This is a genomic window from Mycobacterium sp. E1386 (genome assembly GCF_001672745.1).
Classification (GTDB): domain Bacteria; phylum Actinomycetota; class Actinomycetes; order Mycobacteriales; family Mycobacteriaceae; genus Mycobacterium.
In genome coordinates this window covers 1-24,371 of the sequence record NZ_LZKH01000066.1, presented here as the reverse complement: position 1 = coordinate 24,371, position 24,371 = coordinate 1, and the positions used below count along the sequence as shown (strand labels likewise).

Genomic DNA, 24,371 nt, shown 5'->3' with positions numbered 1-24,371 from the left:
GTGAGGTTGTCGCGCAGTTCGGCGAGCTTGGCCAGGATGTAGCGGTCCAGCACCTGCCGCGAGTCGGTGCGCCAGGTGCCGACTTTGGGCGCGTAGAGGGCCAGGAAGCTGTAGGCGTTCCACAGCGGCAGCAGGACCTGGCGCACACCCTCGCGGATGCCCTGCTCGGTGACGATCAAGTTGCCCCCGCGCAGGATCGGCGAGGCCATCAGGAACCACCGCATGGCGTCGGAGCCGTCGCGGTCGAACACCTCGGACACGTCCGGGTAGTTGCGCAGCGACTTGCTCATCTTCTGCCCGTCGGAGCCCAGCACAATGCCATGCGCGACACAGGTTTTGAATGACGGCCGGTCGAAGAGCGCGGTGGCCAGCACGTGCAGCGTGTAGAACCAGCCGCGGGTCTGGCCGATGTATTCGACGATGAAGTCGCCCGGGTAGTGCGTGTCGAACCAGTCGCGGTTCTCGAACGGGTAGTGCACCTGGGCGTACGGCATGGAGCCCGAGTCGAACCACACGTCGAGCACGTCCGGGATGCGCCGCATGGTGCTGCGGCCGGTCGGGTCGTCGGGATTGGGGCGAGTCAGCTCGTCGACGTAGGGCCGGTGCAGGTTGGTGGGCCGCACCCCGAAGTCGCGCTCCAGCTCGTCCAGGCTGCCGTATACATCGATGCGCGGGTAGGCCGGGTCGTCGGATTTCCACACCGGAATGGGACTGCCCCAGTAGCGGTTTCGGGAGACCGACCAGTCGCGGGCACCCTGCAGCCACTTGCCGAACTGGCCGTCCTTGACGTGTTCGGGGTACCAGGTGATCTGCTGGTTGAGCTCGACCATGCGGTCGCGGAATGCGGTGACCGCGACGAACCACGACGACACCGCCCGGTAGATCAGCGGGTTGCGGCAGCGCCAGCAGTGCGGGTAGGGGTGCTCGTAGGTCTCGTGCCGCACCAGCAGCGCGCCGTTCGCCGCGGCCGGGCCGGTGCCGTTCTTCAGGTCGCGGATGATGTGCGGGTTGGCGTCAAAGACGTGCTGGCCCTGGTAATCCGGGACCGTTGCATCGAAGCGGCCCTTGGAATCGACCGGGGTGACGGCCACGATGCCGACCTTGTCGGTGGTCGCCATGTCGTCCTCGCCGTAGGCCGGCGCCATGTGCACGATGCCGGTGCCGTCCTCGGTGGTGACGAACTCGCCGGGCAGCACCTGAAAAGCCTTGGGGCTGTCCATGAAATACGGGAACGGCGGCAGGTAGCGGGTGCCGAGCAGGTCGGCCCCGAGGGAGGTGCTCAGGATCTCGGGTTCCTCACCGAGCTCGCGGGCGTAGGCGGCCAGCCTCGGCTGCGCCAGCACGAAGCGGTGGTCGCCGGCCCGGACCTCGACGTAGGTGACCTCCGGGTTGACCGCGACCGCCAGGTTGGACGGCAGCGTCCACGGCGTCGTCGTCCACACCAGCAGGTGCGCGCCGTCCAGCGCACCGCCCACCACCTTGAAACCCACGGTGAGCGCCGGGTCCTGGCGGCTCTGGTAGACGTCGTCGTCCATGCGCAATTCGTGGTTGGACAACGGGGTTTCGTCGCGCCAGCAGTACGGCAGCACCCGGTAGCCCTCGTAGGCCAGGCCCTTGTCCCACAGCTGCTTGAACGCCCAGATCACCGACTCCATGTAGGACAGGTCGAGCGTCTTGTAATCGTTGTCGAAGTCGACCCAGCGGGCCTGGCGGGTCACGTAGGCCCGCCACTCGTCGGTGTAGCGCAACACCGATTCCCGGCACGCGTCGTTGAACGCGGCGATCCCCATGTCGTCGATCTGCGATTTGTCGCTGATGCCGAGCTGGCGCTCGACCTCGAGCTCGGCGGGCAGCCCGTGGGTGTCCCAGCCGAAACGGCGCTCCACCTTGTAGCCGCGCATGGTGCGGTACCGCGGGACGATGTCCTTCACGTAGCCGGTGAGCAGGTGCCCATAGTGCGGCAGCCCGTTGGCGAACGGCGGGCCGTCGTAGAAGACGTATTCTTCGGCGCCCTCGCGGCGGGCGATGCTGGCCCGGAAGGTGTCGTCGCGGGCCCAGTAGTCGAGGACCTCGAGTTCGAGGGCCGGGAAGTCGGGTGCGCCGCTCGCCAGTTTGGGATGGGCCCTGGCTTCAGCGTTTTCTGTCAAAGCGTCGTCTCCTGCGCGCCTATGGTGAGGCCGGGGACGACGACGCGCTGCCTGCGCGAGCGCCGCGGTACCACCCCGCTTGCCACGCTCTCGCGTGGCCGCTCGTTGGAGGCTGTGACGGGCCCACCCGTTCGGTTCTACTGAGCTGGCCAGAGAAAGAAGCCGGCTGTTCTTCCGAAGGCTCCCCGGTGATGCCGGATCAACGCCAGTGGGTCGATTCTACTCAGGCGCAGCACCCCAAGGGGCTACCTGGCCTCAGGAAAGACCTGCGGCCGGGTAGCCCCTTGGAGCCTAGGTTGGTCGCTGTTCATCGGATCAGGCCTGCACCTCGAGCACACCGACGCGCCACAGCGCCGCGTAGAAGTGCCGCAAGGGGACGCTCAACAGGCGGGTGGCGCCCTCCACCAGCGGGTCGCCGGCGAGGATGGGCTGCTTGATCGCCTTGCTGGGGGCCTTCTTAGGAGCCTTCTTCGGGGCCGGGGCCCGGGTCGTCTCGACGTCGCGCACCACCGTCAGCGTGCGGGCGGGCGCTTGGGTCACCACTTCGTCGTACAGAGCTGCGGTCATGGTCGCCTCCTGGAGGGGATTTCTAACGGGGACTAACTGGACTGACGTGTCCCGTCCCGTCGCGGTTCCGATCCCAGAACGCTTGGCCGATAAGCCACTTAGCGTTGCGACGCTCAGCTGAGAACGTCGTGCCGGAGACCGGATCGGGACGAGACGGAGTTCGGACTTCGGTCCGGACTGTCACTGGAACTCATGTGTCCCTCACCTCCTCGCGGTCACGAAAGCGTGCGGTTATCCGCACGCGATTTGCGCGCAGCATGAGGAGCGAAAACCCGACGACCGTCGGAGATCCGCACCCCTCTCGTCAGAGCTTCGGCACCACACGACGTGTCCGGTATTCCGGAAGCCACCTGGGCTCAACCCTTAAGCCGGGAGGAGCTGTCCTGACCCGGGGCGTCTTTCGACGTTCGGGGTCAGTGGCCTGTATTCGTGTAGACGCCTCACCTAACGAGGTGCATACCCGACCGATAATGCACGACGGGTCCCACCGGGTCAAACTCCTCGGTGTCACGTTTCGCGATCTTTACGGATTTTGGCGGCGCGCCCACAGGATTCGGCCAGCTTCGAGCCTCTGAGCTGCGGATATGTCGCGGCGAGTCGGCCCCGATTGTTCATCTCTTGTTTGCCCAGGCCCGTCGCAGCGGCCGTCCAAACCCTTGCGTTGCAGCGCATGTGCCTCCACGGCGGAGGTCGTCGGCGTGTCGCCGCCGTGAGCGCACACCGAAAGCCGTGGGCGCACACCCGAAACGGCGCTTGCGGCCAAAAGCCCTGTCAGTTCTCGACGAGGCCCTCGAGCCGCCCAATGGTGTCGATGAACTCCTCGACCATGTCGAGGACCACGGTTCGCGTAGGGCGAACCCGGTCGAGCGAGCCGACGACCTGGCCGACGAAATAGGTGGCCAGCTCGCGCGCCTTGGCCCCGGGGTGCGCGGCCGCGGAGTTGATGCGCACCTGCGGTTCGGTGACCAGCGCGGTCTGCAATGGCATGCCCAGCGGGTCGGGCTTTTCCGGCCGCTCCCATTCGTCGGTCCAGGCCGTGCGCAGCATCCGCGCCGGCTTGCCCGTCATCGACCGCGAGCGCACCGTGTCCGAGGAGGTGGCGGCCAGGAACTTGTCCTTGACCACCGGTGGTGTCTCGGCTTCCTCGGTGGTCAGCCACACCGACCCGCACCATACGCCTTCGGCGCCGAGGGCCAGCGCCGCCGCGATCTGGCGGCCGCGGGCGATACCGCCGGCGGCGAGGACCGGGACCGGCGACACGGCGTCGACGACCTCGGGAACCAGCACCATGGTGGCGACCTCGCCGGTGTGCCCCCCGGCCTCGGTGCCCTGCGCGACGATCAGGTCAACCCCCGCGGCGGCGTGCCGTTGCGCGTGGCGCGTGGTGCCGGCCAGCGCGGCCACCAGCACGTCGCGGTCGTGGGCGCGTTCGACGAGGTCCGCAGGCGGCGGCCCGAGCGCGCTGGCGATCAGCCGGATGTCGTGGGCGAACGCCACGTCCAGCAACGGCTCGTAACCCTTGGGCGAGATATTGAGGCCGCCGGCGGTGGCCCGCGCCTCCTGGGCCGGCGCGGTGATGCCGTAGCGGGCGAGGATGTCGTCGACGAACGCGCGGTGCTCCTCGGGCAGCAGCGCCCGCGCCTGTTTGGCGTCGATGCCGCCCTCGTCCGCGCCGACGTACTTGGGCGGCAACAGCAGGTCCACCCCGAAGGGCTTGCCCCCCGTCTGCTCCTCGATCCAGGTCAGCTCGTTCTCGAGCCGGTGGGGGCTGTGGGCCACCGCGCCGAGGATGCCGAACCCGCCCGCATTGGTCACCGCGGCGACCACATCGCGGCAGTGGCTGAAGGCGCAGATGGGGAACTCGACGCCGAGCATTTCGGCGACTCTGGTACGCATTGCCCGACGCTAAAGAGCTATCGATCGATATGTCAATCGATTACGGCGTCCGCGGGCGACCGGCCGTCCGGGGGCCAGCTCGCCACGCCCTCCTCGAGCGGGACCTGGAGGCTGTGCAGGAGCGACGCGACCATCCGCCAGGCGCCGATCGCGGTGACGAGTTCGATGAGAACGGTTGTGTCGCCTTGCAATACACGTTCGCAGGCCGCCCAGCTGGCGGCGCTCACCGCGCCGTCGCGGACCACGTCGTCGGTGGCGGCCAGCACCGCGCGCTCGGTGGGGCCGAACCCCTCGTGCGCCTGCCAGTCGCGCACGCCGAGCAGGTCGTCGGGGGCCACGCCCAGCCGCGAGGCGACGCGCCAGTGCTGGGTCCATTCGTAATCGCATGCGGTCAGCCAGCCGATCCGCATGATCACCAACTCGCGCAACCGCGGGTCGAGCGCGCCGTGCCAGAGCATGGTGGCGAGCAGGTCGTTGATGGCGCGCGCCAGCGGCGGGTGGTTGAGCAGCACCTGGAAGATGCTCAGTTCGGCCATGTAGTTCGGCACGGCCGCTTCGTCGGCGGCGGCCGTGGCCTCGTCGAGCGGCAACTTGGGCACGCGGGCTGTTGTCATAGTGAGCACTTGAGTGTACCGAACGCGGGACGCGCCGCGATCGGCCGCATGAAAGCCGTTGGCGCTACGGTGTTTACGTGCAGCGCTCAGAGCAGCCCGAGCAATTTCAGGTCGGTGACGTACTTGACGATCACCGGCGCCGACACGCGCGGGATGTCCGGATCGTCGGTGTGCGGGCCGATCTTGGCTTCCCGCACCGCGGCTCGGAAACGGTCGGTCGACGCGAGCGACCCGCGACCCGGTTCACCGGGCTCGACCTGCCGGGTGCCGGGCGACTGCAGCAGTGGGAGCACCGAGTGTTGGCGCTGCCGCTCGGGCAAGTCGTGCAGCGCGGCCTCGAACCGCCGCACCCACTCCCCGAAGTCGTCGATCCGTTCGATCGGATGGCCGGCCTCGATCAGCCAGTCCACGTACTGATCGATGCCGATGCCGTCGTCGTGCGGGTTCATCACGTGATAGGTCTCGAACCCGGCGACCACCTTCACGCCCAGCGTGGTGATCGCTTCGGCGGCGAATTCGACGGGCAGCGCGTCGAAGTGCGCGCGCGGCGGGTTGCCGTCGGCGTCGAGGCGGTAGAACGAGCGCGGCGCGACTCCGGTCGCCGCGATGCTCAGCACCATCCGGGTGAACATGTCCGACAGGTTCAGCTGGCCCGCGTAACTGGTGCCGGCGAGCAGCATGTCGCAGCGGAACACCGCGACCGGCAGCGCGCACAGGTCGTTGGCCTCCCGCAGCAACACCTCGCCGGCCCACTTGCTGTTGGCGTAGCCGTTGGAGTAGCTGCCGTCGATGATTCGGGTGGGGCTGATGACCCGGATGTCGGCGTCCTCGGTGAACGACACCCGATCCACCCCGTCACCGACGTTTGCGGTCGAAACATAGTTGTAGGGCTTGAGTTTGGTGGTCAGCGCCAGCCGGATGAGCTCGGCGGTGCCGGCCACGTTGGGGCCGAACAGCTCGCTGTAGGGCAGCACGCCGTTGACCAGTGCGGCGCAGTCGACGATCAGGTCGACGGTGTCGGCCAGCCGCTGCCACGTCTGCTGGTCCAGGCCGAGACGCGGCGCGCCCTTGTCGCCGGCGATGACCTCGAGATGGTCGGCGGCCAGCTCGTGGAAGTAGCTCAGCAGTCGGGGGTCGCCGCTGTCGAACGTCTCCTCCAGCCGCTGCCGCGCCTGCGCGTCGGAGCCGGCGCGCACCAGGCAGATCAGCTTGCCGTCCGCCAGCTCCAGCTGTTCGAGCCACTGCAGCGCCAGGTACCGACCCAAAAAGCCGGTGGCGCCGGTCAACAGGACCGTCCGCACCTGGACACTGGGGCCGGGTAGCGCCGGCGCGGCGCCGAGCGTCGTGGCGTCGATGAACTTGTCCAGCGTCAAGTCGCCGGCGTACACCTCGGTGGCGTCGCGGCCGTGCACGGCCGCGAAGCTGGCCGCGGTGTTGTCCCCGGCCGCGAAATCGTGCCGGTCCAACTGCTGACCCAGGCTGCGCACCGAGGGCGCGTCGAAGACGGTTCGCACCGGGACGTGGATGCCCAGGGCGGCGTGGATCGCGGCGACCAGGCGCATCGCCGACAGCGAATCCCCGCCCAGGTCGAAGAACGACTCCTCGACGCCGACCCGCCCCACCCCGAGGACCTGTGCGTAGATGTCGGCCAGCGTCTCCTCGACCGGCGTAGCCGGCGGGCGGTAGCGGTCACCGTCGCCGTAATCCGGCGCCGGCAACGCCCGGGTGTCGAGCTTGCCGTTGACCGTCAGCGGCAGCCCGTCCAGCTTCACCACGGCGGCCGGGACCATGTACGCGGGTAGCCGATCGGCCAGCGCCGCCCGCAGTCCGGCCGGGTCGGCGGTCCCGGTGAAGTAGCCCACCAGCCGCTTGTCGCCGGGACGGTCCTCGCGGGCGATCACTGCCACCTGTCCGGCCCCCTCCAGCCCGGCCAGGGTCGTGCGTACCTCGCCGAGTTCGACGCGATGCCCGCGGATCTTGACCTGTTCGTCGGCGCGGCCCAGATACTGCAGTTGCCCGTCCGCGCCCCAGCACACCAAGTCCCCGGTGCGATACATCCGAGTCCCGGGCGCCCCGAAGGGGCATGCCACAAACCGCGACGCGGTCAGACCGGCTCGGCGCAGATAGCCGTACGTCAGCCCCGCTCCGGCCACGTACAGCTCCCCGATGACCCCGGTCGGCGCCGGCCGCAACCAATCGTCCAGCACGAACAGCGCGGCCCCCGGCACCGGCGAACCGATCGGCGGTGGGCCCGATTCCGGTGCCAGCGGCGCACTGATCGTCACGCACATCGTGGACTCGGTCGGCCCGTAGAGATTCAGCATGGTCCGTCCCGGCGCCCACCGGTCCACCACCTCTTCCGGGCAGGCCTCACCGGCCACCACCAAGGCGGCCGAGTCCAGCCCCTCCGGCGCGAGCATCCCCGCCTCCGACGGCGTCTGGGTGAGCACGCTGACCTGTTCGGCCGCGAGCAGGGCGTGCAACTCCTTCGGGGAGCGGGCCGTCGCGTCGGGCACCACCAGCACCCGCCCGCCGTGCAGCAGCGCGCCGAAGATCTCCCACACCGACACGTCGAAAACCAGCGAATGGCTCTGCGACCACACGCCCGCCGCGGGCAGGGGCGCGTCGAGGGGGCCGAACAGTTGCGTGACATTGCGATGGGTGACCGCGACCCCCTTGGGGGTCCCGGTGGTGCCGGACGTGTAGATGACGTACGCGATGTCGTCGGCCGTCGGCGCCGGCACCGCACCCTCGGGCTGGGCACCCGCGGCGGCATCGTCGACATCGAGAACCGCGAGTCCGCAGCCGTCCAGCCGCGACCGGAGGCCGGCCGTCGCCAGCACGGCGATCGGCGCGGCGTCGGCGAGAATGAACTCGATCCGCGCCGCGGGCAGCCCCGGATCGAGCGGCAGGTACGCCGCCCCGGTCTTGAGGACCGCCAACATCGCCACGATCGCCTCGGCCGAGCGGTCGACGAGCAGCCCGACGCATTCACCCCGGCCGGCCCCACGGCCAATCAGCAAGCGCGCCAACCGGTTTGCGGCGCGGTCGAGTTCGCGGTAGCTCAGCGAGCGCTCGCCGCAGCTGACGGCGGCCGCCTCGGGCGCGCGGGCCACCTGGGCGTCGAACAACTCCAGGATCGACGGCGAGGTCACCGGCCGGTTCGACGCCGCGCGGTTACCCCACTCGTCGAGGCGGGCGCGCTCGTCGTCATCGAGCATGTCGATCGACGACAACGGCCGGGCGGGGTCGGCGGTGATGGCCACCAATACCCGGTGCAGGCGATTGATCATCGTTTCGACGGTGCCGGCGTCGAACACGTCGGTGCGGAATTCGACCCGCCCGCCGATCCCGGCGGGTTCACCGGTGTCGGCCCAGTGCTCGGCCAGCGAGAAGGTCAGGTCCATGCGGGCGGTGTGGCTGTCCACCGGAAGGGGTGTGACGTGCAGGTCCCCCAGGCTCACCGCGGCGGGATCGTTGTTCTGCCACGCCAGCATGACTTGGACCAGCGGGTGGTGGCTCAGGCTGCGGGCGGGGCGGAGCCGTTCCACCAAGACCTCGAAGGGAACGTCCTGGTGTTCGTAGGCGGCCAGGCTGCGCCCCCGGACCTGCGCCAGCACCTGCGCGACCGTCGGGTCACCGCCGAGATCCGTCCGCAGCACCAGGGTGTTGACGAAGAAGCCCACCACGTCGTCGAGCACCGGGTCGCGCCGCCCGGCGATCGGGAAGCCGACGGCCACCTCGCTGCTGCCGCTCAGCGCCGACAACAGCACCGCCAGCGCAGCCTGCACCACCATGAAACTGGTCGCGTTGTGCGACCGCGCCACCTCGCGCACCCGCCGCTGCAACTCGGCCGGCCACCGCACACCCACCGTGGCCCCGCGGTGATCGGCCACCAGCGGGTAGGGCCGATCGGTGGGCAACACCAGCCGCTCGGGCATCCCGGCCAGGTTGTGTTCCCAGAACCGCACCTGCCCGCCGATGGGGCTGTCCGGGTCGTCCAGGTCACCGAACTGGGCGCGCTGCCACAGCGTGTAGTCGGCGTACTGCACCGCCAGTGGCGCCCATCCCGGCGCCCGGCCCGCGCACCGGCTGGCGTAGGCGACGCCGAGATCACGGACCAACGGCGTGAGCGACAAGCCGTCGGCGGCGATATGGTGCAGCACGGACACCAATACGTGTTCGTCCTCGGCCGTCCGGAAAAGCCAAGCGCGCAAAGGAATCTCGCTGCCAAGGTCGAACGCGTAATGCGCCACGGCCTCGACGGCTTCTTCCAGCCGGTCCGGCGACCAGGCGGTGGCGTCGACCACATCCCAACCGACATCGGCGTCCTCGGGCGCGACCACGACCTGTTGCGGGGTCCCTTCGGCCGCGATGAAAACCGTGCGCAGGCTCTCGTGGCGGGCGACCACATCGCGCAACGCGGCACCGAACGTGTCGGCGTCCAGGCGACCCTGCAATCGCAGCGCCGCCGCCATGTTGTACACCGCCGAGGGCCCCTGCAACTGGTCGAGGAACCACAACCGGGATTGAGCGAAGGACAACGGGATCATCGGGGGCCGCTCGATCGCCACCAGGGGCGTGCGCCCCGACCCATCCGCACCGAGACGCGGGGCCAACTGGTGAATCGTGGGTGCCTCGAACAGGGACCGCACCCCGAGGTGGGCGTTCAGGCCGGCGTTGACGGCGGCGATCAGGCGCATCGCGGCGAGCGAATCCCCGCCCAGATCGAAGAACGAGTCGTCGACACCCACGCGGTCGACGCCAAGAACCTGGGTGTAGATGCCCGCCAGGATCTCTTCCGTGGGGGTGGCCGGGGCACGGTACGCAGCGTCGCGGTAGTCGGGCGCAGGCAGGGCGCGGGCGTCGAGCTTGCCGTTGACCGTCAACGGGATTGCGTCGACGGCGACGATTGCGGCGGGCACCATGTAGGCGGGCAACCGCTCGCCGAGCACGGCGCGAAGGTGGGCCGGCTCGGCGGCCCCGGTCACGTAGCCGACCAACCGTTTGTCCCCCGGGCGATCCTCACGGGCGATCACTGCCGCCTGCTCCACCCCATCCAAACCCGTTAGGGCCGCGCGGATTTCGCCGAGCTCGATGCGGTAGCCGCGTATCTTGACCTGATCGTCCGCACGGCCGAGGTAGCGCAGTTGCCCGTCGGCGCCCCAGCGCACCAGATCCCCGGTGCGATACATCCGCTGTCCAGGCGCCCCGGACGTGCACGCCACGAACCGCGACGCCGTCAGGCCCGACCGGCCCACATACCCACCCGCCAGACCCCGGCCCGCCACGTACAACTCGCCCACCACCCCGGCCGGCACCGGCCGCAACCAACCGTCCAGCACGAAGAAGGCGAGATGCGCCAGTGGATTTCCGATGGGGCTGCCGGCGCTGTCGGCGTCGCAAGCGACGATCTCCCGGAACGACGCGTGCACCGTGGTCTCGGTGGTGCCGTACATGTTGATCAGCCGCGGCTGCCCCGGATGGCCGTCCAGCCAATTGCCCAGCCGCCGAGGTTCGAGCGCCTCGCCACCGAACACCAGCGTCTGCAGCTTGAGTTGTTGGGCGAGGTCGGGTGAGAGCGCATCGGCGGTTTGCAGCGCGTCGAATGCGGACGGCGTCTGGCTCAGCACGCTGATCTGTTCACGAACCAGCAAGGAATACAGGTCTTCTGGTGATCGGACCACCGAGTCGGATACGACCACCAGACGGCCGCCGCGCAACAGGGCGCCGAAGATCTCGAACACCGAAAAGTCGAAGGTCAACGAGTGGCACTGCGTCCACACCTGCCCGAGTTCCAGCTCGCCATCCAACGACTCCAACATCTCGGTGACGTTGCGGTGAGTTACCGCCACCCCCTTCGGGATTCCGGTCGTGCCGGACGTGTAGATGACGTAGGCGATGTCCTCCGGGGCCGGTGCCCGCAACGGCGCATCGGGCAACGCATCCACCCTCGGGTCGTCGATCTCGATCAGCGGCAGGCCGCACCCATCGAGCCGCGACCGCAGCCCGCTCGTCGTGAGCACGGCCACCGGCGCGGCGTCGGTGAGCATGAAGCCGATCCGCGCCGCCGGCAGCCCCGGATCGATCGGCACATACGCCGCACCGGATTTCAGCACGGCCAGCATCGCCGCGATCGCACCGGCCGACCGGGGAATCAGCAGCGCCACCCGCTCCCCCTGACCCGCGCCATGCTCGGCCAGCAGATGAGCCAATCGATTTGCGGCCTGGTCGAATTGGCGGTAGGTCCACGAGCGATTTCCGCAACTGATCGCGACCGCGTCCGGGGTGCGATTCACCTGGGCGGCAAACAGCTGGGGAATCGACAGTCCGGTCGGCGCGGGTTGATCGAGCACGGCGTGGTTGCCGATGAGCTCGAGGCGGGAATGTTCCGCCTCGTCGAGCACGTCGATCGACGACAGCCGGCGGGCGGGGTCGGCGGTGATGGCCGCCACCACCCGATCGAGCCGCGCGACAAGCGTTGCCACAGTGGCGGTGTCGAACACATCGGTGCGGAACTCGACGGCCCCGCCGATCCCGGCCGGCCGGCCGTCGTCGGTCCAGCGTTCGGCCACCGAGAACAACAGGTCCGTGCGGGCGGTGCGGGTGTCCACCGGCAGCGGGGTGATCTGCAAATCGCCAAGGTTCAGGTCGGCGGTGTCGTTGTTCTGCCAGGCCAACATCACCTGGACGAGCGGATGATGTGCCAGGCTGCGGGTGGGGTTCAGCCGTTCCACGAGCACCTCGAAGGGCACGTCCTGGTGTTCATAGGCGGCCAGGCTGCGCCGCCGCACCTGGGCCAACAGCTCGGCGACGGTGGGATCCCCGGCCAGATCGACCCGCAGCACCAAGGTATTGACGAAGAAGCCCACGACCTCGTCGAGCACGGGGTCGCGGCGCCCGGCAATCGGAAAGCCCACGGCCACATCGGAGCTCGCGCTGACCTTGGCGAGCAGCACGGCCAAGGCCGCCTGCACCACCATGAAACTGGTCGCGTTGTGCGACCGCGCCACCTCGCGTACCCGGTCCTGCAGCTCGGCCGGCCACTCGACTTCCACACTTGCCCCGCGGTAATCGGCCACCGCCGGATAGGGCCTATCGGTGGGCAACTCGAGTCGCTCGGGCATCCCGGCCAGCGCGTCCTGCCAGTACCGCAACTGGCCGGCGATTGGGCTGGCCGGATCGTCGAGATCACCGAGCTGGGCGCGCTGCCACAGCGTGTAGTCGGCGTACTGCACGGCCAGCGGCGCCCATCCCGGCGCCCGGCCCGCGCACCGGCTGGCGTAGGCGACGCCGAGGTCGCGGACCAGCGGGGTGAGCGACCACCCGTCGGCGGCGATGTGGTGGACCACGGCGACCAGCAGGTGCTCGCCCTCGGCGACCCGGAAAAGTTTCGCCCGCAACGGCATTTCGGTGGTCAGCTCGAACGGATGGGCCGCGGCCGCATCGACGGCCTCGTCCAGCCGCCCCGCGGACCATGCGGTGGCGTCCACCACGTCCCATCCGGTCTCGGCGTCCTCGCTCGACACCACCACCTGCTGCGGTGTCCCCCCGGTCGCGATGAACACGGTGCGCAGGCTTTCGTGCCGGTCCAGCACGTCGGCCAGCGCGGTCCGCAACGCGTCGGCATCCAGGTGTCCGCGCAGGCGCAGCGCCGCGGCCATGTTGTAGACCGGCGAGGGGCCGTGCAGCTGATCGATGAACCACAGCCGGGACTGCGCGAACGACAAGGGCAGCACCGCAGGTCGCGCGCCGGCCACCACCCGCGCCGGTCCACCGCGGCCCGCGGCGAGGAGCGGCGCCAGCCGGCGAATGGTGGGCGCCTCGAACACCGCGCGCACCGACAGCTGGGCGTCCAACCCCGCGTTGACGGCGGCGACCAGGCGCATGGCCGTCAACGAGTCGCCACCCAGGTCGAAGAACGATTCCTCGACACCGACGCGGGCCAATCCCAGCACCCTGGCGTAGATTTCGGCGAGGATTCCCTCGACCGCGGACGCAGGGGCGCGGTAGGAATCGGGGTCGTGGTATTCCGGCGCCGGTAGGGCCCGGGTGTCGAGCTTGCCGTTGACCGTCAACGGGATTGCGTCCAATGCGACGACGGCGGCGGGCACCATGTGGGCTGGCAACCGCTCGGCGAGCGCGGCGCGGATCCCCGCCGGGTCGGCGGTGCCGGTGACGTAGCCCACCAGCCGGCCGTCGCGGGCGATCACCGCCGCCTGCTCGACTCCGTCCAAAGTGGTCAGCGCCGCGCGGATTTCACCGGGTTCGATGCGATAGCCCCGAATCTTGACCTGGTCATCGGCGCGCCGCACATACCGCAGCTGCCCATCGGAGCCCCAGCGCACTAGGTCGCCGGTGCGATACATGCGCGCCCCGGCTGAGCCGAACGGGCAGGCGACGAAGCGCGACGCCGTCAGCCCCGATCGGCCGAGATACCCGCACGCCACGCCGCGGCCGGCGACGTACAACTCACCGACCGTCCCGACCGGGACCGGCCGTAACCTCTTGTCCAACACCATTACCGCGGCGCCGGACACCGGGGACCCGATCGGCGGGACCGCGGGCCCCCCGGTCAGCGGCGCGCTGATCGTCGCGTCCACCGTGGTTTCGGTCGGGCCGTAGGCGTTGACCATTACCCGGCCCGGCGCCCACCGATCCACCAGCTCGGCCGGGCAGGGCTCGCCGCCGATCACCAGGGCCACCGCATCCAGGCCCTCCGGCGACAACGCGCTCGCCTCGGACGGGGTCTGACTCAGCACGCTGACCTGTTCGCGAATCAGTAACGCGCGCAGCTCTTCCGGTGCGTGGACGACCGGCTCGGGCACCACGACCAGCCGCCCCCCGTCGAGCAGCGCACCGAAGATCTCCTGGACCGAGACGTCGAAGCCCAGCGAGTGACAGTGCGACCAGACACCGGCCGCCGGCAGGGGCGCGTGCAGCGACGCCATCAGCTGGGTCACGTTGTGGTGGGTGACCGCCACGCCCTTGGGGACGCCGGTGGTGCCGGACGTGTAGATCAGGTATGCGATGTCCTCCGGGGCGGGGGTGGGCAACGCGGCGGCGGCCCGTGGGTGCGCCGACGGATCGTTGACGTCGACGACCGGCACATCGGACCCATACAGGCGCGACCGTAGGGCCGCGGTGGTGACGGCGACGACCGGCGCGGCATCGGCCATCATGAACCCGACTCGCGCGGCCGGCAGGCCGGGGTCGATCGGCAGGTAGGCGGCCCCCGTCTTGAGCACCGCCAGGATCGCGATGATCGCGTCGGCGGACCGCGAAAACAGCAGCGCCACAAAGGCGCCGGGTCCGGCTCCATGGGACACCAGCCGGTGCGCCAGGCGATCCGCGGCCTCGTCCAGCTCCCGATACGTCATGGAGCCGCCGTCGAAGCTCAGCGCCACCATCTCCGGTGTGCGGGCCACGTGCGCGGCGAACACCTCCGGAATCGAGCTCCCCGGCGCCGGCTCGCTCAGCACCGCTTGGTTCCCCAACTCGGCCAGGTGGGCGTGCTCCGACTCGTGGAGGGTATCGATCGTCGCCAACGGGCGGGTGGGGTCGCCCGTCATGGCCACCAGCAGGCGACGGAACCGCTCGGCCATCGCCTCGATGCCGGCGGCGTCGAACACGTCGGTGTCGAATTCGACGCGCAGGCCAAGGACTTCGCCCGGCACGGCCTGCACCGAGAGCGGATAGTGGTTGAACTCGCGGCTGGTGAAGTCGGTGACGGTGAGCTCGTGGACGCCCGCCAACGAGGTGGTGTCGACCGGATAGTTTTCGTAAACGAACAAGGTGTCGAACAACTGGTCGTGCCCGGTGGCGCGGTGGATTTCGGACAGCGCCAGGTGCTGGTGTTCGAGGGTGTGATTGTGGGCGCGGCGCAGCTGGTCGAGCAGGCCGGCGACGGTGGTCGCCCCGGTGATGATGGCCCGCACCGGAACCGTGTTGATCAGCATGCCCACCATTGCGTCGGCGCCGGGCACCTCGGCCGGCCGGCCCGAGACCACCGCGCCGAAGACCACGTCGTCCTGGCCGGTCAGCCACGCCAACAGCTGCGCCCACGCGGCCTGCAGGACGGTGCTGACGGTGGTGTGCGACGAGCGCGCCAGCACGCTGAGGGCCCGCGTGGTCTCCGCCGGCACCTGGAAGGTGGCCACGCCGCGCCGGCCTGTCCGACCGGGTGGGCGCACCAACGTCGGGGTGTCGAATCCGTCGAGCACCTGGCGCCACGCGGCTCTTGCGGCCGCCACGTCCCGGTCCGCGAGCCAAGTTAGGTAGCTGCGATAAGGCGCCGCCGGCGGCAACCGCTCCCGGTAGTAGCCGGCGAAGATCTCTTGAAGCAGGATCGGCAGTGACCAGCCGTCCATCACGATGTGGTGGGTGGTCAGCACGAAGCGGTGCCGGTCGGTTGCGGTGCGGATCAAGGCGGCGCGGAAGGCCGGGCGTCGGGCGGCCAGGTCGCACACCGCGGCACGTTCGGCGGCGCACAGCCGCCCGATCCGCTCACCCGGGTCGGGGTCGTCGTCCTCGAGTTGGAGGTAGCGCCACCCCAACGCCGGGTCGGCCGGGATGAGCTGCACGGGTTCGTCGAAGTCTTCGCAGAACCGGGCCACCAGGTTGGGGTGCCGGTTCAGCACGGTGTGCACGGCCTCGCGCAGGCGCTGCGGGTCGAGCGGGCCGCACACGGTGATGTCGAGCTGCACCGCGTACACGTCGTCGCCGGGGTCCCGCCCGGCACTGGCGTGGAAGAGCAGCCCCTGCTGCAGCGGCGTGAGCGGCAACACGTCGGCGATCTGGTGTTGCCGGCACAGCTCATCGATCTGCTGCTGGCTCAGCCGTGCCGGCGCGATGTCCGACGGGGTCAATCCGCCCCCACCGTTTCGCACGTGCTCGCAGATGCCGGCCAGGGCGTCGCACCACAATTGGCTGAGTCGGCGGACCTGACGCCGTTCGAGGGCCGAGGGCGCCCATGTCCAGTTGGCCTGCAGGCGAGGGCCATTCGCCGTTTCCATCGTGCCGGCGTTGAGTTCCAGCGTGTGTCCCAGCGGCATCGGCAATGCAGCGGTCGCGGCGGTCAGCTGCAGGCCCTCTTGGTCGAGTCGCCACAATTCCTCTGACAACTCGGCTGCCCCGCCGAGGCGTCCCAGATAGTTGAATCCGATCACGGGGTCCGGGTCATCCAGTCCCACTTCGGGATTCAGGTAGCGCAGCAGCCCGTAGGTCAGCCCGTCTGGCAGTGCGCGCAGCTGTTCTTTGGCGTCCTTGATGAGCGCGCCGAGCTCGGCGTCGCCGGCTTCGACCTTCGCCCAGCGCGGTTTGCCGAGGCTCAACGCGACCGGATATTTGGCGGTGAACCATCCGACGGTGCGCGACACATCGACACGCGGGCCCACATCCTCGTGGCGGCCGTGGCCCTCTACATCGATCGAAAGCGGCGCGCCGGTGCCCAGGAATTCGTTGATCGCCAACCCGAGGGCGACCACCAAAATGTCCTGGACACCGGCGTGAAGCGCCGCCGGCACTGCCCCCAGCAACATGCGAGTGGTTTCGGTGTCCAGTGACACCGACATGTGTTCGGCCGTCTGGTAGGTGTCCGCATCGGGACGCACCGCCGGGAACGCGGCGGGGATCGCCGTTACCCGGCGCCAGGCGTCCGCCGATGCGACAACCTCGGCGCGCCGGGCGTGCTCCGCCAGCAGTGCCGACCAGCGGGCGAACGACGTCCCACCCCCGGTCAGCGCCACCGGCCGCCCGCTGTGCAGCTGGGCCCACGCGATGTTCAAGTCCTCCAACAGGATTCGCCACGACACTCCGTCGACGGCGAGGTGGTGGACGACCAGCGCCAACCGGCCGTTGGACGCCGCCCATACCGCCCCCAGCATCACGCCGGCGGCCGGGTTCAACCGCGACCGCGCCGCCACCAACGCCGCTTCGGACAACACGTCGACGGTGTGCACGCACCCGCGCGCGTCGACCGTTCCCGGCGCGGGCACCTGCAGCGACCAGCCGCCGGCGCCGTCGTCGTCGACGCGCAGCCGCAGCATCGGGTGCCGATCGATCATGGCCTGCACCAACGTCACGACGTCGTCCTGGGTGACGCCCGCGGGGGCTTGGACCACCATGGTCTGGTTGAACTGGTCGACCGGCCCGTCGACCCGGTGCAGCCAGTGCATGATCGGGGTGGCAATGACTTCGCCGATGCCCTCGTCGGCCACGTCGTCGTCGGTGAGCACTCCGGCCACCCGGGCCAGCCTGGCCACGGTCTGCTCGACGAAGATGTCGCGCGGGCGGAACACGACGCCCGCCGCCCGCGCCCGGGCCACCACCTGCATCGACAAGATGCTGTCGCCACCCAGGTCGAAGAAGGAGTCGTCGACGCCGACGCGGTCCACGCCGAGCACCTGGGCGTAGATGCCGGCGAGAATATCTTCGACCGCGTCGCCCGGCGCGCGATAATTCTCGGCGCTTTGGTAGTCGGGCGGTGGCAGGGCGCGGGTGTCGAGTTTGCCGTTGACGGTCAGCGGCAGCTCGTCCAGTGCGACGACCGCGGCCGGGACCATGTACGCGGGGAGCCGGTCGGCCAGCTGGCCGCGGACGCGGGCGGGGTCAGCGGTCCCGGTGATGTAGGCGACGAGGCGCTTGTCGGCGGGCCGGTCTTCACGGACGACCACGGCCGCCTGCGCGACCCCCGCCAAACGGGTAAGCGCCGTGCGTATTTCGCCGAGCTCGATGCGATACCCGCGGATCTTGACCTGTTCGTCAATCCGGCCCAGGTACTGCAGCTGCCCATTGGCGCCCCAGCAGGCCAGGTCGCCGGTGCGGTACATGCGTGCGCCGGACCCACCGAACGGGCACGCCACGAACCGCGAGGCGGTCAACCCCGACCGCCCCAAGTACCCGCACGCCACGCCACGCCCGGCGACATACAACTCGCCGACCACGCCGATCGGCACCGGCCGCATCCACTTGTCCAACACGAACAATGCCGCGCCCGGCACCGGAGACCCGATCGGCGGCGCCCCGGTTCCGGCGGTCAGCGGCGCGGTCATCGCCGCGTACATCGTGGTTTCCGTCGGGCCGTACTGGTTGACCATCACCCGCCCGGGCGCCCATCGGTCAACGACCTCGGGCGGACACGCCTCCCCGCCCATTACCAGCGTCGCCACCGATTCGAGGCCTTGCGGCGATAGTGCCGCCACCGCCGAGGGGGTGTGGCTCAATACGCTGACCCGTTCGCGAACGAGCATGGCGTGCAACTCTTCCGGTGAGCGCACGACGTTGTCGGGCACGATGACGAGCCGGCCGCCGTGCAGCAGCGATCCGAAGATCTCCCAGACCGAGAAGTCGAAGGCCAGCGAGTGGCATTGCGACCACACGTGGCCGAGTTCCAGCTCTTCGTGCACGGATTCGAGCAGTTGGGTGACGTTGTGGTGGGTGACGGCCACGCCCTTGGGGACCCCGGTCGTGCCCGAGGTGTAGATGAGGTAGGCGATGTTCTCCGGGTCCGGCGCCGGGAGTGCGCCGCTGGGTTGGGGTGCTATTTCGGTGTCGTCGAAGTCGATGACGGCCAGGTCCGAACCGTCGAGCCGGGAACGCACTTCGGGGGTGACGATCGCGGCGATCGGTATGGCGTCGGTGAGCATGAACTCGATGCGCGCGGCCGGCAGTCCCGGGTCGATGGGCAGGTACGCCGCCCCGGTTTTGAGCACCGCCAGTATGGCGATGACGGCCTGGGCCGAACGCTCGGCCAGCAGCGCCACACACTCCCCCGGGCCCGCGCCGTACTCAATCAGCAGGTGCGCCAACCGGTTAGCGGACTGCTCGACCTCGGCGTAGGTCCACGAACGGTCCGCGCTTGTGATGGCCACGGCCTCGGGTGCGCGGTCGACCTGGGCGGCGAACAACTCCGGGATCGAGATGCCAAGGGAGGCCGGCAGGTTCAGCACCGCGCGGTTGCCGATGGCCTCGAGCCGGGCGTGTTCTGCCTCGTCGAGCACATCGATCGATGAGAGCCGACGGGCCGGGTCGGCGGTCATGGCGACCAATACGTCGTGCAACTGCTCGATCATTCCCTCGATGCGGGCGGTGTTGTACACGTCGGTGCGGAATTCGACCGCCCCGCGGATGCCGGCGGGCCGGCCGTCCTCGGTCCAGCGTTCGGCCAGCGAGAACACCAAATCCATGCGCGCGCTGTGGGTGTCCGTCGGCAGCGGGGTGACCTGTAGGTCACCCAACGTCAGGTCGGCGAAATCGTGGTTCTGCCAGGCCAACACGACCTGGATGAGGGGGTGGTGGCCGAGGCTGCGAGCGGGACGCAGCCGCTCCACGAGGACTTCGAAGGGCACGTCCTGGTGTTCGTAGGCGGTCAGGCTGCGCTGCTGCACCTGAGCCAACAGCTCAGCGACGGTGGGGTTGCCGGACAAATCGGTGCGGAGCACCAGGGTGTTGACGAAGAATCCGACCAAGTCGTCGAGCGCGGATTCGCGCCGCCCTGCGATCGGAAAGCCCACCGCCACATCGCTACTCGCGCTCAGCTTAGCCAGCAGCACCGCCAGCGCGGCCTGTACCACCATGAAGCTGGTCGCATTGTGACCACCGGCCAACTCGCGCACCCGCTGTTGCAGCTGCGCGGGCCACTCCACGGCCACCCGCGCTCCACGATAATCAGCCACCAACGGATACGCCCGATCCGTCGGCAACTCCAGGCGCTCGGGCATCCCGGCCAATGCATCCTGCCAATAGGCCAGCTGGGCGGCAATCGCACTGTGCGGATCGTCCAGGTCGCCGAACTCGGCACGCTGCCACAGCGTGTAATCCACGTACTGGACCGGCAATTCGGCCCAGCCCGGGGGCTCGCCCGCGCACCGACAGGCGTAAGCCACCCCCAAATCACGCACCAACGGCGTGATCGACCACCCATCCGCGGCAATATGATGAGCAACGGCGACCAACACATGCTCATCCACACCCACCCGGAAAAGCGTCGCCCGCAAGGGGATCTCCGCGGCCAGGTCGAACGAGTAACGCGCCGCCGCCTCGATGGCTTCGGCGAGCCGGCTTGCCGACCAGCCGTCGGTCGACACCACGTCCCACCCGAGGCCGGCCTGCGTGGGCGGTAGCACGACCTGTTGCGGGGTGCCCTCCGGCGCGACGAAGATGGTGCGCAGGCTCTCGTGGCGGGCCACCATGTCGCGCAACGCGGCGCGCAACGCGTCGGTGTCCAGCCGGCCGACGAGCCGCAGGGCGGCGGCCATGTTGTAAACGGGTGAAGGGCCGTGCAGTTGGTCGAGGAACCACAGCCGGCTCTGGGCGAATGAAAGCGGCACCGTCGCAGGGCGTTTGGCGGCCACCAATGGCCTCAGGCCGCCCCCACTGCTGCCGATGCAGGGCGCCAACTGTGCCACCGTGGGTGCCTCGAACAGCGCCCGCACCGTAAGGGCGGTATCGAGACCACTGTTGATCGCCGCGATCACCCGCATCGCCGAGAGCGAGTCGCCGCCGAGATCGAAGAAGGAGTCATCCGCCCCGACCCGCTTGAGGTCCAGGACTTGGGCGTAGATGCCGGCGAGGATTTCTTCGATCGCGCTGGCCGGGGCGCGGTAGCGATCGGTGTCCTGATAGTCGGGTGTGGGGAGGGCGCGGGTGTCGAGTTTGCCGTTGAGGGTGATGGGCAGGGTGGGCAGTGGGACGACCGCGGCCGGGATCATGTAGTCGGGTAGCCGGTGGGCGAGGTGGGCGCGGAGCTCGGTGGGGTCGGCGGTGCCGGTGATGTAGCCGATGAGGCGTTTGTCGCCGGGGCGGTCCTCGCGCACGATGACGACCGCTTCCTCGACGCCGTCGAATGCGGCCAGCGCCGAGCGGATTTCGCCGACCTCGATGCGATAGCCGCGGATCTTGACCTGCTCATCGGCGCGCCCGACATAGCGCAGCTGCCCATCGCGGCCCCAGGACACCAGGTCCCCGGTGCGATACATGCGCGCACCGGCCGGGCCGAACGGGCACGCCACGAACCGCGACGCGCTCAACCCCGCGCGGCGCACATATCCATACCCCACGCCGCGCCCGGCCACATACAACTCCCCGACCACCCCGGCCGGCACCGGACGCAACCAGGCGTCCAGGACGAACAACGCCGCCCCGGGCACCGCCGAGCCGATCGGCGGCGCCCCGGACTTGGCCACCAACGCCGTACTGGCCGTGGCGAAGATCGTGGTCTCGGTCGGGCCGTAGACGTTCATCATCGCCCGCCCCGGCGCCCACCGGTCCACCAGCTCCGCGCCCACGGGTTCGGCCCCGATCACCAGCGCGGTGCCCTCCAGACCCTGCGGTGACAGCATGCGCACCGCCGCCGGGGTCTGACTCAACACCGTCACCTTCTCGGCCACCACCAACGCATGAAAATCCTTCGGCGAGCGCGCCACCGCCTCCGGGACCACCACCAGCCGCCCCCCGTGCAGCAGCGCCCCCCAGATCTCCCACACCGAGAAATCAAAGGCATACGAATGGAACTGCGTCCACACCTGCCCTGGCCCCAACACCACCCCGACCCGCGCGGCGTCGAACAACCGGGTCACGTTGGCGTGGCTGACCGCCACCGCCTTGGGCACCCCGGTCGTGCCCGAGGTGTAGATGATGTGCGCCACATCCTCAGGATCCGGGCCCGGGGGCGCCGTGGCGGGCTGCGACTGCAGTGCGGGGCTGTGCACGTCGATGACCGGCAACACATGCCCGGCCAACTTATCGGCCAGCGCCACGCTGGTCACCGCGGCCACCGGCGCGGCGTCGGTGAGCATGAACTCGACCCGCGCCGCCGGCAACCCCGGATCGATCGGCAGATACGCCGCCCCCGACTTGAGCACCGCCAGGATCGCCACGATCGCCTCGGCCGAGCGGTCCAACAACACCGCCACCGACTCCCCCCGACCCGCACCCCGGGCAATCAACGCATGCGCCAACCGATTCGACGCCTCATCCAACTCCCGATACGACAACGAACGACCCGCACACCGCACCGCCACCGCCCCCGGCGCACGCACCACCTGCGCCGCGAACAACCCCGGAATCGACACCGGCAACCACGGCTGGGACAGCGCGTCTTGGTTGCCGAGCATGCGCAGCCGGGCATGCTCCGCCTCGTCGAGGATGTCGATCGCCGACAGCGGTCGGGCCGTATCGGTCGTCAACGAGACCAGCACCCGCTGCAAGCGATCGACCAATGTTCTGATGGTGTCGGCGTCGAACACGTCGGTGCGGAATTCCACCGCCCCGCCGATGCCGGCGGGCTGGCCGTCCACGGTCCAGCGTTCGGCCAACGAGAACACCAAGTCCATCCGGGCCGTTTGGTTGTTCAGCGGCAGCGGGGTGACGTGCAGATCGCCCAAGTTCAGTTCGGCGGGGCTGTTCGTCTGCCACGTCAACATGACTTGGACCAAGGGGTGATGGGTCAGGCTGCGCGTGGGGTTGAGCCGCTCCACCAGCGCCTCGAAGGGCACGTCCTGATGCTCGTAGGCGGCGAGGCTGCGCTGCCGCACCTGAGCCAACACCTCCGCGAGCGTGGGGTTTCCGGCGAGATCGACCCGCAGTACCAAGGTGTTGACGAAGAAGCCCACCAGCTCGTCCAGCGCCGGGTCCTGGCGGCCGGCGATCGGAAAGCCCACGGCCACATCCGAAGTCGCACTGACTTTGGCGAGCAGCACCGCCAGGGCGGCCTGAACCACCATGAAGCTCGTCGCGTTGTGCTCGCGAGCTACCGCACGGATCCGATGCTGCAACTCCACCGGCCACTCCACGGCCACGCTGGACCCGCGATGGTCGGCCTCCAATGGGTAGGGCCGGTCGGTGGGCAGCGCGAGATGCTCGGGCATGTCGGCCAACACTTGCTGCCAATAGCGCAGTTGCCCGGCGACCGGACTGTCGGGATCATCCAGATCCCCCAACCGGGCCTGCTGCCACAGCGTGTAGTCGGCGTACTGCACCGCGAGCGGCGCCCATCCCGGCTCCTTGCCCGCAGACCGGCTGCCATAGGCCACCCGGAGGTCGCGGACCAGCGGCGTCAGCGACCACCCGTCGGCGGCGATATGGTGGGCGACCGCCACCAGCACATGCCGGTTCGCGGCGACCCTGAAAAGCTCGGCGCGCAGGGGGATTTCGGCGCCAAGATCAAACGTGTGGCACGCCACTGCCTCGATGGCCTCCTCGAGGCGGCTCGCCGACCAGTCGCCGGCATCCGCCACCCGCCAGCCGAAATCGGCCCGCTCGGCGGGGACAACCACCTGCTGCGGTGTGCCCCTCGGTGCGACGAACACCGTGCGCAAGCTTTCGTGCCGGGCCACCACATCGCCCAGCGCCGCCGCGAGCGCCTCCACATCGAGGTGCCCGTCCAGCCGCATGGCCGCTGCCATGTTGTAAACCGGTGACGGTCCCTGCAATTGATCGGTGAACCACATTCGGCTCTGAGCAAACGACAACGGCAGCACCGCCGGGCGCGCACCGGCCACCACCCGCGCCGCTCGCCCGTCGCCCGCACCGAGCCGCGGGCCCAACTGACGAATCGTCGGCGCCTCGAACAAGGTTCGCACCACCAGCTGGGCGTCCAGCGCGATGTTGACCGCGGCCACCAAGCGCATTGCCGACAACGAATCCCCGCCCAGCTCGAAGAAGGAGTCGTCGGTCCCGACGCGTTCCAATCCCAGCACTCGGGCGTAGATGCCGGACAGGATTTCCTCGACCGGGGTCGCCGGAGGGCGGTATTCGCCGCTTTCCCGGTATTCGGGCGCCGGTAGGGCGCGGGCGTCGAGCTTGCCGTTGACGGTCAGCGGCAGCCGGTCCAGTGCGACGACCGCGGCCGGGACCATGTAGCCGGGAAGCCGGTCAGCCAGCTGGGCTCGGGCGAGGGCGGGCTCGGCCGTGCCGGTGATGTAGGCGACGAGGCGCTTGTCGCCGGGGCGGTCCTCGCGGACGACCACGGCCGCCTGCGCGACGCCCACCAAATCGGTGAGCGCCGTGCGTATTTCGCCGAGTTCGATGCGGTAGCCGCGGATCTTGACCTGCTCGTCGGCGCGGCCCAGGTACTGCAGCTGGCCATCGGCGCCCCAGCGCACCAGGTCGCCGGTGCGATACATGCGCGCGCCGGCCCCGCCGAACG

General features: G+C 69.5%; 5 protein-coding genes and 1 riboswitch. All 5 genes read right to left on the bottom strand.

Annotation, left to right across the window (positions count from 1 at the left end):
* The coding region (ileS, locus tag A5709_RS07075) for an isoleucine--tRNA ligase (RefSeq protein WP_068119100.1) at positions 1-2,147 on the bottom strand (2,147 nt) is incomplete at its 3' end.
* A gap of 315 nt (positions 2,148-2,462) precedes the next feature.
* A complete protein-coding gene (locus tag A5709_RS07070; protein ID WP_068119097.1) occupies positions 2,463-2,714 on the bottom strand; it encodes an Rv1535 family protein in 252 nt (83 codons plus the stop codon).
* Between the two features lie 289 nt (positions 2,715-3,003).
* A riboswitch (M-box (ykoK) riboswitch) is annotated at positions 3,004-3,173 on the bottom strand.
* 312 nt (positions 3,174-3,485) lie between these two features.
* Entirely contained in the window at positions 3,486-4,610 is a 1,125-nt protein-coding gene (locus A5709_RS07065) for a nitronate monooxygenase family protein (protein ID WP_067944619.1), read from the bottom strand.
* Between the two features lie 32 nt (positions 4,611-4,642).
* A complete protein-coding gene (locus A5709_RS07060; RefSeq protein ID WP_068119093.1) occupies positions 4,643-5,224 on the bottom strand; it encodes a carboxymuconolactone decarboxylase family protein in 582 nt (193 codons plus the stop codon).
* An 86-nt stretch (positions 5,225-5,310) separates the two neighbouring features.
* On the bottom strand, positions 5,311-24,371 hold a 19,061-nt coding region (locus A5709_RS07055), incomplete at its 5' end, for a non-ribosomal peptide synthetase (RefSeq protein ID WP_082973810.1).